The sequence below is a fragment of the Embleya sp. NPDC050154 genome, from assembly GCF_044460165.1.
Classification (GTDB): domain Bacteria; phylum Actinomycetota; class Actinomycetes; order Streptomycetales; family Streptomycetaceae; genus Embleya.
The window spans coordinates 361,173-375,698 of record NZ_JBITJP010000009.1 but is presented as its reverse complement, the minus strand read 5'-3'; the positions used below and the strand labels follow the sequence as shown (position 1 = coordinate 375,698).

Below are 14,526 nucleotides of genomic sequence, written 5' to 3'. Positions count from 1 at the left end.
GCGCCGACCACGTTCGACCAGTGGCTCGCCGAGCAGAAGTAGCGCGGGAAGTCGTGACTTGGGCCCGGTGGCCGGTGAACCGGGCGAGCCGGGGGGGGGGGGGGGGGGGGGGGGGGGCCCCCCCCCCCCCCCCCCCCCCCCCCCCCCCGGGGTCAGGCTCGCGGGGCCGGGCGGGTGAGCCTGAGGAGGATCTCGTCGTTGTCCTCGTCGCTGCGACGACCCTCCTCGGCGAACCCGAGTCGGGCGTAGAACCCGCGGGCCCGGACGTTCTTCTCGTACACCTCCAGCGTCAGCGCGCCACGCAGCGCCGCCGCGTGCTCGACGAGCAGGCGGCCCACACCGGTGCCTTGGGCCTCGGGGGCGACGAACAGGCCGCCGATCTCGCCGCCGGCTCCGCCCGCGATCTCGGCGTCGAGCAGGCCCAGGAGCGCGACCACCCTGCCGTCGGCCTCGGCCACCCAGTTGTCGGCGTGGACCAGGTAGATCTCGCGCATCTTGCGTTCGCGCTCGCCTTCGCCCTCGCCCGGGACGAACGGGTGCGCGGCGCGGCCCGCGCGCGACCAGACGTCGACCGCGGCGTCCTCGTCGAGGGGGCGGTAGGGGCGGATCCTCGGGATTTCGGACATGCGTGCGACCGTATCCCACCGGGCAGTCGACGCTCGGCCGGGTTTCCCGTGCCCGAGGCGGCATCGATCGGCCCGGCGCGGGCAAGTCGCGGCGTGCGGCCGGCGGCCCCGCGGTAGCACCCGCGTGCGCGCCGAGAGGGGAGCCCCGGGCGAGGCGAAACTTACGCGGGGCACCCTTCGGGTCAGGCGCGCATGCCGCCGTCGACGCGCAGGACGGTGCCGGTGACGTAGGAGGAGCGGTCGCTGAGCAGCCACGCGGCGGCCTCGGCGATCTCGTCCGGATCGGCCGCGCGGCCCAGTGGCGTCCGGGCGTTCAGGCGGTCGACGACGCCGGGGGAGTTGTGCTCCCACTCGCGCACCATCTCGGTGAGTGTGGTGCCGGAGGCGATCGCGTTGACCCGGATGCCCTCGGGGCCGTACGTGACGGCCGCGGACTCGGTGAGGCTGTTGACCGCCCGCTTCATCGCCCCGTAGGCGGGCAGTTCGGGGTTGCCCCGCAGGCTGCCGACGCTGGAGTTGTTGACGATGGCCCCGGTTCCGGCGGTGGCGCGAATCGCGGCGACCTCGGCGACCATGGCCGGCCACGTGCCCTTGAGGTTCACCGTGTAGATGTGATCGAAGTCGGCCTCGGCGACCCGGTCCATCGGGCCGGGCGGGATACCGGTCGCGGCGTTGTTGAAGGCGACGTCCAGTCGGCCGTACAGGTCCACGTGCGATCGACGGCGGCGCGTACGTCGGCCGGGTCCGCCAGGTCGCAGACCGCGTAGTCGGCGACGCCGCCCCGCGTCCGGATGTCCTCGGTGACCGCCTCGAGTTGGCTCTTCGTTCGCGCCGCGAGCAGTACGCGAGCGCCTTCGCGGGCGAACAGCCGTGCCGCGGCGGCGTATGCCGCGCCCGGCGCCGGTGACGAAGGCGACCTTGCCGGCCGGCAGACCTTCCCGGGCGGCGGCGGGTGGGGTGGTGTTCGGTGCGTTGTCCATGGCAGCGAGCCTGCCGTAGCCGGCGGCGCCCGGCCAGGTACCGGTGGTCCCCGGCCGAGCACCGGAGCCCTCACCCGCACCGAGGGTGGACGGACGGGAGTCGGCGGGCTCCCGCGCGACCGACGCGAACGCCCGCACCTCCGCCGCCACGGGCCCGTCGGTCCGGATGCGCCGGCTTCGTTCTTGCCATTGCGGCAAGGAATGTTGCCGGGGTGCCGAGGGGGCGCGGATGCTGCACACCGAAAGGGAGGTGTACGGCATGAGGGAAGACGGACAGGATTTCGCGGCCGACGCGGTCTCGACGGAGGCGGGCGATGCCTCGGGTTCGGGTGACCGGGAGCGGCGTTACGACGTCGTCGTGGTGGGCGGCGGCGCCGCCGGTTTGAGCGCGGCGCTCACCCTGGGGCGCGCCCGGCGGTCGGTGCTGGTGGTCGACGCCGGACAGCCGCGCAACGCGCCGGCCCACGGGGTGCACAACTTTCTGGGCAGCGAGGGCATCGCGCCGGCCGAGCTGCTGGCGAACGGCCGCCGGGAGGTGGCCGGTTACGGCGGCGAGCTCACCAGGGGCACGGTGGCGGGGGTACGACGCGCGGCGGACGGCGACTTCCGGGTGGGGCTGGTGGACGGCCGTTCGATCCGGGCCCGGCGGCTGCTGGTGACGACGGGGCTGGTCGACGAGCTGCCTGCGGTGCCAGGGCTGGCCGAGCGGTGGGGGCGCGAGGTGTTGCACTGCCCGTACTGCCACGGCTGGGAGGTGCGGGATCAGCCGATCGGCGTCCTGGCCACCGGACCGATGGGCGTCGAGCAGGCGCTGATGTGGAGCCAGTGGAGCAGGCGGGTGACGTTGTTCCTGCACACCGGTCCGGAGCCGGACGACGAGGCGTACGAGCGGCTCGCCGCGCGCGACGTGGGCGTGATCGACGGCGAGGTGCGGGAGCTGCGGGTGGACGACCGGGACGGGTTGACCGGTGTGGTCCTGGCCGGCGGGACCACCGTGCCGGTGCGGGCCCTGGTGGTGGCTCCGCGTTTCACCGCCCGCGCCGCGCTGCTGAGCGATCTGGGCCTGGAGACCCGGGAGGCGGAGATGGGCGGACACGTGCTGGGTACGTACGTGCCCACCGACGCGTCCGGTTCGACCGGGACACCCGGGGTGTGGGCGGCGGGCAACGTGACCGACCTCACCGCCACCGTCGTCGGCTCCGCCGATTCCGGTATGCGTGCGGCGGCTGCCGTCAACGCGGATCTGACCGCCGAGGAAACCCGACAGGCGGTGGGCACCCGCCGCACATCGGGGTAGGGCGCCCGGCGCGGCCGGTCCGAGCGTCCCGCGCCCACCGGGCGCGGGACCCCGCCTCGTCGGCCCGGGAATCGGGGATGAACCAGGCCCGGTGGCGGACACGCCGGACGGGTGCGCCTTCGCCGCCGGTCGTCAGGGCCTGCGGCCGCGAAAGGTGCGGCGCAGGTCGCTCACCCAGGCGTCGGGGTTCTCCCAGGGGATGAAGTGGCCGCCGTGGTCGTGGGCGTTGACGTTGACGTGGTTGAACCAGGCGGCTTGCGGGCCGGTCTCGAATGCCCGGACACGCTCGTCGGCGGTGTGGACGCCGGGCGGGTTCTCGTAGGTGACGAAGGTGAGGCCGACCGGGGCCTGGACGACGGGGGTGCGGTCGTGGGCGGGGGTCCAGGGGTGGCGGTTGGCGTTGGCGTAGTAGCGCATCGACGTGGCGATGGAGTTGTTCACCCAGTAGATGGTGGCGTGGGTGAGCAGGTCGTCCTTGCTGAAGACGGACTCGACGTCGCCGCCGTTGTCGCTCCAGGCCCTCCAGCGCTCCAGCAGCCAGGCGAGCAGTCCGGCGGGTGAGTCGCTCAGTCCGTGGGCCAGGGTGGCGCCGTCGAGCATGTGCACGGCGAGGTGGGGGGCCCAGCGGTGGTCCAGCTCGACGATGCGGGCCCGGACGTCGGCGGGCTGGTCGTCGGTGAGGGGCCGATTCCGGGCGAAGTCCCAGGCGCGGTGGCCGGTGAAGAAGTCGAGCGGCAGCCCGGAGCCGATGTGGATGCCGTACAGCTCGTCGGCGTACTTGTGGCCGAGTTGGCTGGAGACGATCCCGCCGATGTCACAGCCCCCGGCGGCGTACTTCTCGTATCCCAGGGTCTCGGTCATCAGGGTGTGCCAGAGGTCGGCGACCTTCCAGAAGTTGACGTCCGGAAAGCCGGTGAGCGGCCCGGGGAAACCGAAGCCGGGCAGGGACGGCACGATGACGTCGAACGCGTCGGCGGGGTCGCCGCCGAACGCGGCCGGGTCGGCGAGCGGGTCGATCACCTTCGACCAGTGCCAGAACGTCCACGGCCAGCCGTGGGTGAGGATCAACGGGATCGGGCGGGGGCCGCGGCCGGGCTTGCGCATGAAGTGCACCGGGACACCGGCGACGCGCACCTCGTAGTGCTCGTGGGCGTTGATGGCGGCCTCGGCCTTGCGCCAGTCGTAGCCGTCCCGCCAGTAGGCGACCAGCTCACGGAGATGGCTGTCCGGGACGCCGTAGGACCAATCCTCGTTCCCCTCGTCCAGCGGCGGCCGGGTCGACGCGAGACGGGCGCGCAGGTCGTCGAGGACCCGGTCGGGCACGTGGAGCGGAGTGGGCTCCAGGGGGAACGCGTGCAAGGTGGTCATGGCGGGGTCCTTTACCGGGTCGGGGAGGCGGTGTCGTCGGCCCGTCGGACGGCGACACCGCGCCGTCCGAATCGGGACGCCGGGGCCTTGGCGGTCAGGTCAGTTGCTCGCGGAGGACTTCGAGCTGGGTCAGCCGGGCCTGGGCGTGCAGGGCGCGGCCCTTGTCGGTGGCGGTGACGAAGACGCCGCGGCGATCGGTGTCGCACATCGCGCGCTGGACCAGACCACACTTCTCCAGCCGGGCGACGGCCCGCGAGGAGGCGCTCTGACTCAGGTGCAGGTCGCTGACCAGGTCGTGGATCCGGGACTTGCATCCCTCGGCGGCGATCAGCCGGTCCAGTACCTCGAAGTCGCTCATGGCGATGTCGTGCCGGGCCTGGAGGGCGCGATCGAGCTCGTGGGCGACCCGGCTGTATCGCGACAAAAGGGTGCGCCAACTCTCGATCAGCGGCTCCTCGGTCTTCATCGCGTCACGGTAACGCCACCCGTCATAACATGCAAGCAAATTTATTGCACCCACATTTAATGCGTAGACATTCAATGCGTGCGCATATATGTTCGTCGCCATGGCCCCAACAGTCGAGACCTACGCGGGACCGTCCTCCCGCGAGAAGTCCGTCCCCTCGTCCGCCGCGTCCACCTCAACACCGTCCGCCTCGCACTGGACTCCCAAACTCTGGGGCGTCCTGGCCGTGCTGTGCCTCGTCCTGTTCCTGGACGGCCTCGACGTCTCCATGGTCGGCGTCGCGCTGCCCTCGATCGGCCACGAACTGGGCATGTCCGCGACCTCGTTGCAGTGGATCGTCAACGGCTACGTGCTCGGGTACGGCGGACTGATGATGCTCGGCGGTCGCACCGCCGACCTGCTCGGCCGGCGCCGGGTCTTCCTGATCGCACTCGCGGTGTTCGCCGCCGCCTCACTCCTGGGCGGGCTCGTCGACAGCGGCGGCCTGCTCATCGCCAGCCGCTTCATCAAGGGTCTGGCCGCGGCCTTCACCGCGCCGACCGCACTGTCCATCCTGACCACGACCTTCCCCGAGGGCCCGGCCCGCAACCGAGCGCTGTCCGTCTTCTCCGTCTTCGGCGCGAGCGGCTACTCGTCCGGCCTGATCCTGGGCGGACTGCTCACCGAGTTCGGCTGGCGCTGGACCTTCCTGACCCCCGTACCGCTGGCCGTTCTCGCCCTGGTGGCCGGGTACTTCCTGATCCCGCGGGACCGCCCCGCCGACTCCGGCGGCCATGACCTGGTCGGCGCCGCCACCCTCAGCGGCGGCATGCTGCTCGCCGTCTACACCGTCGTCTCCGCGCCCGAACGGGGCTGGACCGCGCCGCTCACGCTCGGCTCGGTCGTGCTGGCCGCCGTACTGCTCACCACGTTCGTGTTCGTCGAGAAGCGCATCGCCCACCCGCTCGTGCGGTTCGGCATCCTGCGGATCGGCACGGTGGTGCGGGCCAACCTGAGCATCGTCGCGCTGATGGGCTCCTACATGAGCTTCCAGTTCATGATGACCCTCTACCTCCAGGACGGCCTCGGCTGGTCCGCGCTGCGGATGGCGCTCGCGCTGCTGCCGGCCGGTCTGGTCGTCGCCTTCGGATCGCCGTTCACCGGCCGCCTGATCAACCGCTACGGCACCGCGCCGCTCCTGATCGCGTCGATGGCCTCGATGAGCCTGGGCTACGCGTGGTTCCTCGCCACCGCCGGCAGCACCCCGAACTACGCCTTCACCGTGCTGCCCACCATGCTGCTCCTGGGTGGCGGCTTCGCCTTCGGCTTCAGCGCGATCATGTCCCAGGCCACCGAGGGCATCGAGGACTCCGAACAGGGCCTCGCCTCGGGCCTGGTGCAGACCTCCGGCCAGGTCGGCGCGGCCCTCGTGCTCGCCGTGGTCACCGCCGTCACCACCGGCGCCACCGCCGGCGACACCGACTTCGGCGCCTACCGGCCCGGGGCCAACCTGGTCACCGGAGTGGCGATCGTGGGTCTGCTGCTCAACATCGTCCCGCTGCTCGCCTCCTCGCGCCGTCGGGCGCAGACGGCCGACGCCGACGGCACGACGCGCCTGCCCTGACCGTAGCCGGGTCGCGCCGCATCGAGGCGCGAACCCGACCCGCACGACCCGAAGGCCGGCTCCGATCGACATCGGCACCCGAGCCCCCACGCGCCGAACCGCGCGTGGGGGCTTCGGCGTGTGCGGACCGCACCGGGCGTGCGTTCGGCCGTGGGTGGCGAGTGCGGATCCGGGCGAATGCATCGGGTGCGCCGGCGGGCGCGCTCCCCGGACTGGGCGCCAACCGGAAGCGTGGGCCGGTCCGAGTCGATTCGCCGCGCCTCGCCGCGCGTTTCGTGCGGGCGGGCGCGTGGATCGTCGTGGACGCCCAACGGCGCGACAACGGTGCGACAACGGGGCGACAACGGGGCGTGGGACGATGGCGACGAAGCGACGGGAACCGGGTGGAGGTCGACGTGGGGTTGTGGAATCGACGAGGTGCACCGGACGACCCGGCGAACGACCCGGCGGGAGATCCCACCGAGGCGCTCGAAGCACTCGGGTTGACCGCCGACCGCACGGCGGAGCTCTCCGCGACGCTCCGGGGCCCGGTGACCGAGCTCGTGCTGCGGGACCTGCCGCGGATCGAACTCGGCGCCGCGCCGCGCTGGTTGCACGCGACTCGGACCGTGATCGGATCCGCCGCGCCGGCACTGGTACGGGACATGGTGCCCGGGCTCGACGACGAACAGGCCGCCGGGGCCGCGTTCCACCCGAACCTGCTCCCCACCGTCGCCTTCGAACTGCGCCGCCGCCGCGCCGCGCTGCGCCGGGCCAAGGACCCGGGTGCGTTGACCCGGACCGGGCCCGGGGCGCTGAAGCTGAGCGTGGCCCTGATGACCGGCCGGATGCTGGTGCACGGCCACATCGCCGCGCGCGTCGGCGCGGACACCGCGAAGGAACTCGCCGCCGGTCATGCCGAAACGATTCGCTCGCTCGCCCTCGTCGACGCCTCGGACCGCGCCCGTCTACACGAGCCGGCATGGGGCGCGTGGGGGCTGCTCGACGTCCTCCAGGCCCTGCTGCGCAACCGCGAATTGCTCGGCGAACCGGCGGTTCCGGTACCGGCGCCGCCGACGCGGCCCGGGGAACCCGAAGCGGAGCCCTCCACCGTCGCCGAACTGGGCCTGATCCTGTGCTGCTCCGCGGCGATCGCCCTGATCGAGGCACTGCCGCCGACGGACTGAGCCGACGCCGTGCGCCGGCGCCGACGCCGTGCGTCCTGCCGACGCCGACGCCGACGCACAGCGCGTATGTGATCGGGCGGGGTCGCCGGCACGGCCGTGCCCGGGCGGTTGTGTCGGGACGGCAGCGCCGGGGCCCGCGGCGTGCCCGGGTGGCGCCGCGACGATCCCAAGCCGGGCCTACACCGAACGGTGCAGTCACGGTTCGGTCGTCCGCACGACGCCGGCGCGGGCCGATGTCCGGAGAGTGGACGAGGTAGGGGGCGTTCACGAAGGGACAGGCACATGCGCGGCGCGAAGAGTCGAGTGGGAGCGGTGGCACTGGCGGCGGTCTTCGGGGCCGGGATCGGCGTGGCCCCTGGGCCCACATCGGCGGCGGCGAAGTGCACTGCGCGACCAACGCGCTGCGCGACCGGAGCAGCCCGACGCCGTGGTGGCGGGAGCGGTCGGAGGCCGCCGGCACGTGATCGGCGGCACGCCCGGGCATTCCGCGCCCGGGCGTCCGGGGACCGGTGTCCACTCGACGGACGTTCGTGCCGTCGGGTCAGGTCCGGGCCGGATGGCGTGCGCGTAGCGGGCTCTCGCCGAGCAGTTCCAGGCCCAGTGAGGTCAGCGAGTGCAGGACCGCGCCACCTCGCCGGGTCGTGGTGATCAGCCGGGCGTTCCGCAGCACGGTCGCGTGTTGGCTCGCCGACGCCGCCGAGACGTTCAGCCGACGGGCCAACTCCGTAGTCGTGCAACCGTCGTTGATCACGGTCAGCGCGGCGGCCCGGGTCTGGCCCAGGAGCGCGCCGAGCGCGCGGTCGTCGCCCACGCCGGGTTGCCACAGCGCGACGCCGTCCTGGAGGTCGCGCACGGTGGGGACGGCCAACACGTACGGCGCGGTTTCGTCCTGGACGTCCCAGAGCACCACCGACTCACGCCAGACGAAGAGCGTCGGTGCGATCACCAGGCCCCGGCCACCGAGCAGGATGTCGTGGTCCTTGCGATGCCGTACTTCCAGGACCGGTGGATTCCAGCGGATGAGCGGTACGCACAACCCGGCCAACAGGCCCTCGACACCGCTGTCGAGCAGCGTGTGGGTGTAGCGGCTGCGGACCGCCTCCAGGTGCGAGCGCACCCGGTCGTGGAAGGGCGCGACCGTCACGTCGTGGCAGGCGCGCAGCGCCTCGGCGAACTCGCGGCGCGGTTCGAGGGAGCCGTCCAGGAAGTCGCGCACCCAGGTCGAGTACGCGGGGGCGAAGGTCAGGTGCGCCAGTTCCGCGCGTAATCGCGCGCCGGGTACCGCGAGCAGGTTCTCGATGCTTTCGTCGAGGGAGGGGGAGTCCCCGACCAGCGTGCGCAGATCCGGACCCGGGCCGCGGATGGGCATCAGCGCGGTGAGCGGACCGGGCGCGGCCTCCAGTCGCGCCGCCACCTCGGTGCGCCAGGCCCGGAAGGGCAGCGGTCTGCGCGGACCGTGCAGCAGCTCCAGGCTGTGGTACGTCTCGGCCGCCGCACCGACCGTCGTGGCCAATCGGGTCCGGGCCAGGTCCTCCGCGGTGAAGTGGATCCGCAGCACTCGTGTACTCCGAGGGTCGAGTGGATGGTTGGGGGCGTTTCCGCCGAGATGTTCCTTGTGCCGACCTCCCGTTCGATGTGCACGTCCTCGGGAGGACCACGACAGTGTGCGTCCTCGACGACGCTGCGACCAGCGGGTTTCAGCCCAGGCTGAAAGGCGTTTCCGGACAACGGCCGATCGGCCAGGCTACGGGGACGGGGTGAGCGGACAACGTCGTCCGCCCGCCGGGGAATGCGAGCCGGGGTGGAGGGACCCGGGCACGAGGTCACAGGGTGGAGGCGGCGGGCTCGGCCGGAGATCCGACACGGGGCGGAAGCGCGGGCCGAGAGAAGACGTCGTCGGGACCCATGTGGTGATCGTGCCCGGATCTCGGCCCCGTCCGACGGGGACGGGCGGGAAATCCATCATGCTCGGGATCGGCCGGAGGCGGGCGGAGGTACGCTCGCCTCCGGCCGCGCGCCCCGAGCCGGGGTCGGGGGTCGGGGGTCGGGTCGGAGGCTCACGGTCTCCGGGGCTCCGGCGCTCAGGCGAAGGCGTTCACGCCGGTCAGGGCACGGCCGATGAGGAGTTTGTGGATCTGGCTGGTGCCTTCGTAGAGCGTCATCACGCGGGCGTCACGCAGATACTTGCCGACCGGATACTCGTCGATGTAGCCGTATCCGCCGAACACCTGGAGCGCGTTGTTGGCGGCGCGCACCGCGGCCTCGGAGGCGAACAGCTTGGCCACCGAGGATTCGGTGGCGAACGGCAGCCCGCGATCGATGTGGTCGGCGACCTGCCAGGTCAGCAGCCGGGCCGCGCGGACGTCCACGGCGATGTCGCTGAGCAGTTCCTGGACCAACTGGTGGCCGGCGATGGGTTTGCCGAACTGCTCGCGCTCGCCCGCGTGGCGCACCGCCGCGTCCAGGCACGCCTGCCCGATCCCCACACAGCCGGCCGCGACCGACATGCGGCCCTTGGCGAGCGCGGCCATCGCGACCGAGAAGCCCTTGCCGAGTTCGCCCAGGCGCGCGGAGTCCGGCACCCGGACGGCGTCCAGGACCAGTTCGGCGGTGGCCTGACCACGCAGGCCCAACTTGCCGTGCACCTCGCGGCGTTCCAGACCGGGGGTGTCGGTGGGCACGAGGAACGCGGTCACGCCCTTGTGGCCCGCCTCGCCGGTCCGGGCGAACACCAGCGCCACATCGGCCCAGGTGCCGTTGGTGATGAACATCTTGGCGCCGGTCAGCAGCCAGTCGCCGCCGTCGCGCACCGCGCGGGTGGTCAGATTCGCGGCGTCCGACCCGGTGTTCGGCTCGGTGAGCGCGAAGCAGCCCAGCGCCTCGCCCGCGCAGAGCCGAGGCAGCCACGCGTGCCTTTGCTCCTCGCTCCCGTACGTGGCGATCGACTTGGCGACCAGGCCGAGCGAGACCGACACGATGCCGCGCACGGCCGAGTCACCGCGCCCCAGTTCCTCCAGGACGAGACAGTAGGCCAGGTGGTCGCCGGCCGATCCGCCGTACTCCTCGGGAATGGTCAGGCCGAGGAAGCCCAGCCGGCCCAACTTCGCGACGATGCCCGGGTCGACGGACTCGGCGCGGTCCCACTCGGCGGCGTGCGGGACGAGTTCGCGGTCGGCGAACCGTGCGGCCAGATCCCGCACGGCGTCCTGTTCGTCGGTCAACTCCAGGTTCATGGGCCGGCTCTCCTGATCCTCGGAATCGGGCGCTCGCGACTCGGCCGGGCGACGGACCGCCGGATGGGCCGGACTCGCGTGCGGCCCCGCTTCCGTCGGGGCCGCCGTCGACCGGTCAAATTAGCAGTGCCGATATCTTCCGCGCGGAACACGGAACCCCGTCCCGGCGGCGTGCGTCGCAGTGCCGGGCCCGAACACCGGTCGGGCCGAGCCGATTCGGGTCGAACGGGAGCCGCACTTGCGCGCCTACAACCACACCCTCGCCGCCGCGATGCTTGCCGGCACGCTGCTCCTGGCCGGCTGCGGAGCGGACTCGACGCCGGTGGGGATCGGCGCGCCCACCGCGACGCTCGGTGCCCCGACCCCCGCGGTCGCCGAGACCGGCGAGGACAACACGAAGCTGGACGACGCCGCGCTGAAGAAGAGCATCCAGGCGGCGGGGCGCGGTGTCTCGACCGTGCGCGCCATCGGCGACGTGCGATCATCCGACGGGCGCCGCAGGATCGGCTACGACCTGCGGTTCGACCAGTCCCGGAAGAGCTACATCGGCTCGATGACGGTGGACGGGAGAACCATCGAACTGCGTCGGATCGGCGCGGACCTGTACCTGAGGGCCGGCGCCGACTACTGGACGGCCGCGGGCAAGCTCGCCGACCCGAGCGACGCCGGGCGAGTGCACGAGAAGTACGTCAGGATCGAGGCGGACAACGCGCGATTCGAGGACGTCACCGAGATCGCCGACTACGGCAGCGTCGCGACGGCCGTGATGGACTGGGGATCCACGCCGATACGCCGCTCGGAGGAGATGCTCGACGGCCGGCGGATGCTCGTGCTGACCTTCCCCGACCCGGACGACGGCGACGTCCGCCTGTACGTACCCGCCACCGGAAGTCCGGTCCCGGTACGGCTCCTTGCCCCCGGCCCATACACCGTCGACTGGTCGGATCCCGGCAAGCCGGTGGAGATCACCGCCCCACCGGCGGCGGCCACGGTGGCCCTGCCGCCGCTGAACCGCCGGACCAGGCCGTCGGCCGGCTGATCCGTGCGCGGCTTCGGCCGGGGACGCTCGGACGGGACCTCGTCAGCGGCCCACGGGCACGGTGACGAACAGTGCGCCGGCCGTTGTGGCGAGCGCCAGGTAGACGCCCAGATGTGCCGCGCGATACCGGTTGAACCCGGGCTTGTGGGGCCACAACCACGATGTCAACGCGACGGGCACTGACGCGACCGCGAGCCACGCGGCCCGGTTCACCGCCGCGGTGGCTTCCGGGCAGTCGGCGGCGGAGTTGCAGGAGTCGAACGCCATCGCACTCAGCCCGAACAGGAAGAGGTGCGCACCCGCGACCGGGACGGTCAGGACGGTGGCGATGACGGGAGCGGTCAGCGAGCCACGCCGGGACGCGGATGTGCCGGCGCGGTGCACGGACCGGAGCGAAGCCTCGTGTTGTGTCATGTGGTCAGCTCATCACCGGGGGACCGGCACGGGATGAGTACGGGTACTCATTTGCCCCGTTCACCCGGAAGCGGCACGGCGGACGCGTCGCTCCGGGTGTGCTCGCGCTCGGCGACGCGGTGTGTCCCGGAGGTGAACCGGACGCGGACGTAGGGCAGTTGCGCGGCGCGGGTGGCGAAGCCGGTGGATGCGCCGACCCGCGCGCGGCGATGCCGTGCCCGGGTTCGAGGCAGCCACGTGGTGGGCGCGGGTGGTCAGGAGCCCAGGTAGCGCAGGATGGCCAGGACTCGGCGGCTGTAGCCCGGGCCGGCCGCGTGGGCCAGGTCGAGGCGGTCGAAGATCGCGTTGACGTGCTTCTCCACCGCGCTCTGCGACACGTGCAGGGCCTGGGCGATGGCGGCGTTGGTGCGGCCCTCGGCCATGTGCGCCAGCACCTCACGCTCGCGTGGGGTGAGCCGGTCCAGCGGGTCGACGTGGCTGGTCCGGGCCAGGAGTTGGCGCACCACCTCGGGATCGAACGCGGCGCCGCCGGCGGCCACCCGGTTCAGCGCGTCCAGGAAGTCGTCCACGTGCGCGACGCGGTCCTTGAGCAGGTAGCCCACCGCCGCGCCGTCGTGGGTCAACAACTCGACCGCGTACCGCTTCTCGATGTACTGGGACAGGACCAACACACCCACCCCCGGCAACCGGCGCCGCACCTCCAGCGCGGCGCGCAGACCCTCGTCGGTGTGCGTGGGCGGCATCCGTACGTCGGCCACCACCACATCCGGGACGTGCTCGAGGACCGCCTCGACCATGGCGTCGCCGTCACCGACGCCCGCGACCACCTCGTGCCCCTCATCGGCGAGCAGTCGGGCCAACCCTTCGCGCAACAGGGCCGAATCGTCGGCCAGGACTATGCGCACGGTACCTCCGCGGTGATCGTGGTGGGACCTCCGGGCGGGCTGTCCACCCGGAGGATTCCGTCCAGTGCGGCGACCCGACGGGCCAACCCGGACAGTCCGCCGCCCGCGGGATCCGCGCCGCCGAGGCCGTCGTCGACGATACGCACCCGCACCGCGTCGCCGGCGCCCGAGACGCACACCGTGACGGCGTCGGCGCCCGCGTGCTTGACCGTGTTGGTGACGGCCTCGGCGACCACGAAGTAGACCGCGGTGGCCACGATCGGCGCGGGTTCCGCCGGTACGTCGTACGTCAACCCGACCCGCACCGGCGCCCGCTCGGCGATCGTCTCCAGGACCGCGCGCAACCCGCCGTCGTCCAACCCCGTGGGATGGATCCGCCAGGCCACGTCCCGCAGATCGGTCAGCGCCTGCTGAGCCTGCTCGTGCGCCTGACGCAACAACTCGTCCGTACGCGCGGGATCGTTGCCGCGCCGGGCCCGGCCGATCAGCATGCCCAGGGCGACCAGGCGCTGCTGCACCCCGTCGTGCAGGTCGCGTTCGATCCGCCGGCGCTCCTCGTGCACCGCTTCGACCACGCCCGCCCGGCTCGCCGCCAGCTCGTCCACCCGAAGCCGCAACCATTCGCTCGGGTCCGGTTCGAGCAGGCGCCGGGCCAGCGCCCGTTCGGTGTCCGCGAGCCCGACCAGGCCGTACAACGCCAGGGCGAACAGGGCCGGCCCGGATGCGAGCAGGATGGCCACGTCGGAGGTGGTGGTGTTCGGACTGCCCGTCGCCCACGCGCCCACCATCACCGCTGCGAACCCGGCGCCGCCGACGGTGAGCACCAAGAGCGCGCCGCCGAGCAGCCCGACGGGCACCCGCGCCGCCAGGTAGCGGACCAGGCGCCTCGGCTCGGTCGGGGTGGGGTGGACCGGGTCCCCGGGGCGGGCCAGGCGTGCGCGCTCCAGGTCGGTCAGGGCGCGGGCGCCGCGCGTGATCAGGCGGAGCACGGCGCGGCGCGGGCGCGTCCGGGAGCGGGGGACGAGCGCGTACGACAGCCCGGCGCCGGCCAGGAAGAGCACTTCCGGCAGGGCGGTCGCGGTGCCCACGAAGACCACCCGAACGGCGCGCAGGGCAGTCTTCGCCACACTACGCACGACCGTCCCGAACCCGCGGGCGTGCCGCGTGTCGTCAAGCGGACCCGAACCGTCCAATGCCCCTGCTCCCGTCCTGTCCCATCCCAGTCCCCGTTTGCGCACGTCACGGCGGTGACCCGAGCCTCTCATCCGGTCCTCCGGCCGAAACGCGTGGGTTGTTCGGCTCCGGCTGAACGGCGTGGGTCTTTTCGGCGTCGGCCGAACCGCGCGGATCGTTCGGCTCCGGCTGAACCGCGCGCCCGGTTTCGGTTGAACAGGCCGGGTCGCCCGCCTCCGTCCCACCCGTCGGCCTT

Annotated in this window: 12 protein-coding genes and 1 pseudogene; 4 read left to right on the top strand and 9 right to left on the bottom strand. The window is 72.6% G+C overall.

Translation table 11 applies throughout. From position 1 onward, the window contains the following. Positions 1 to 152: 152 nt before the first annotated feature. Positions 153 to 626 (bottom strand): GNAT family N-acetyltransferase, encoded by a 474-nt coding sequence (locus ACIBSV_RS21465; protein WP_395865266.1) that lies wholly within the window; start codon positions 624 to 626, stop codon positions 153 to 155. 182 nt (positions 627 to 808) lie between these two features. Next, positions 809 to 1,606 (bottom strand): annotated as a pseudogene (locus ACIBSV_RS21460) (SDR family NAD(P)-dependent oxidoreductase). 259 nt (positions 1,607 to 1,865) lie between these two features. Here ACIBSV_RS21460 and ACIBSV_RS21455 point away from each other — a divergent pair. Next, positions 1,866 to 2,903 carry an NAD(P)/FAD-dependent oxidoreductase gene (locus ACIBSV_RS21455; protein WP_395865264.1) on the top strand — a complete coding sequence of 346 codons (1,038 nt, stop codon included), beginning with the start codon at positions 1,866 to 1,868 and terminating at the stop codon, positions 2,901 to 2,903. Between the two features lie 132 nt (positions 2,904 to 3,035). Here ACIBSV_RS21455 and ACIBSV_RS21450 read toward each other — a convergent pair whose 3' ends face one another. Both ACIBSV_RS21450 and ACIBSV_RS21445 read right to left on the bottom strand, forming a co-directional pair. After that, the gene (locus tag ACIBSV_RS21450) at positions 3,036 to 4,271 is read right to left on the bottom strand and encodes an epoxide hydrolase family protein (RefSeq protein WP_395865262.1); all 1,236 of its coding nucleotides are present in this window, start codon (positions 4,269 to 4,271) and stop codon (positions 3,036 to 3,038) included. A gap of 94 nt (positions 4,272 to 4,365) precedes the next feature. Further along, complete coding sequence (locus ACIBSV_RS21445; RefSeq protein WP_395865260.1) at positions 4,366 to 4,737, bottom strand: MarR family winged helix-turn-helix transcriptional regulator; 372 nt, start codon at positions 4,735 to 4,737, stop codon at positions 4,366 to 4,368. 100 nt (positions 4,738 to 4,837) lie between these two features. Between ACIBSV_RS21445 and ACIBSV_RS21440 the strand changes: the two genes are divergently transcribed. Both ACIBSV_RS21440 and ACIBSV_RS21435 read left to right on the top strand, forming a co-directional pair. Next, positions 4,838 to 6,340: an MFS transporter gene (locus ACIBSV_RS21440; RefSeq protein WP_395865257.1), complete on the top strand. Its 1,503-nt coding sequence runs from the start codon at positions 4,838 to 4,840 to the stop codon at positions 6,338 to 6,340. A gap of 395 nt (positions 6,341 to 6,735) precedes the next feature. Next, positions 6,736 to 7,506 carry a hypothetical protein gene (locus tag ACIBSV_RS21435; RefSeq protein WP_395865254.1) on the top strand — a complete coding sequence of 257 codons (771 nt, stop codon included), beginning with the start codon at positions 6,736 to 6,738 and terminating at the stop codon, positions 7,504 to 7,506. Between the two features lie 541 nt (positions 7,507 to 8,047). Here the strand turns inward: ACIBSV_RS21435 and ACIBSV_RS21430 are convergent. Continuing rightward, a complete protein-coding gene (locus ACIBSV_RS21430; RefSeq protein WP_395865252.1) occupies positions 8,048 to 9,064 on the bottom strand; it encodes an ArsR/SmtB family transcription factor in 1,017 nt (338 codons plus the stop codon). Positions 9,065 to 9,587: 523 nt separating this feature from the next. Next, a complete protein-coding gene (locus ACIBSV_RS21425; protein ID WP_395865250.1) occupies positions 9,588 to 10,739 on the bottom strand; it encodes an acyl-CoA dehydrogenase family protein in 1,152 nt (383 codons plus the stop codon). A 238-nt stretch (positions 10,740 to 10,977) separates the two neighbouring features. On the opposite strand from ACIBSV_RS21425, the gene ACIBSV_RS21420 reads away from it, so the two are divergent. Then, complete coding sequence (locus ACIBSV_RS21420; RefSeq protein ID WP_395865248.1) at positions 10,978 to 11,778, top strand: hypothetical protein; 801 nt, start codon at positions 10,978 to 10,980, stop codon at positions 11,776 to 11,778. 42 nt (positions 11,779 to 11,820) lie between these two features. On the opposite strand, the gene ACIBSV_RS21415 is transcribed toward ACIBSV_RS21420, so the two are convergent. From ACIBSV_RS21415 to ACIBSV_RS21405, 3 genes are all read right to left on the bottom strand, one after another. Then, a complete protein-coding gene (locus ACIBSV_RS21415) occupies positions 11,821 to 12,192 on the bottom strand; it encodes a hypothetical protein (RefSeq protein WP_395865246.1) in 372 nt (123 codons plus the stop codon). A 254-nt stretch (positions 12,193 to 12,446) separates the two neighbouring features. Continuing rightward, complete coding sequence (locus ACIBSV_RS21410; RefSeq protein ID WP_395865244.1) at positions 12,447 to 13,097, bottom strand: response regulator; 651 nt, start codon at positions 13,095 to 13,097, stop codon at positions 12,447 to 12,449. Next, positions 13,088 to 14,224: a sensor histidine kinase gene (locus ACIBSV_RS21405; protein ID WP_395865242.1), complete on the bottom strand. Its 1,137-nt coding sequence runs from the start codon at positions 14,222 to 14,224 to the stop codon at positions 13,088 to 13,090. Before ACIBSV_RS21405 ends, ACIBSV_RS21410 begins: the two co-directional genes overlap by 10 nt. Positions 14,225 to 14,526 lie beyond the last annotated feature (302 nt).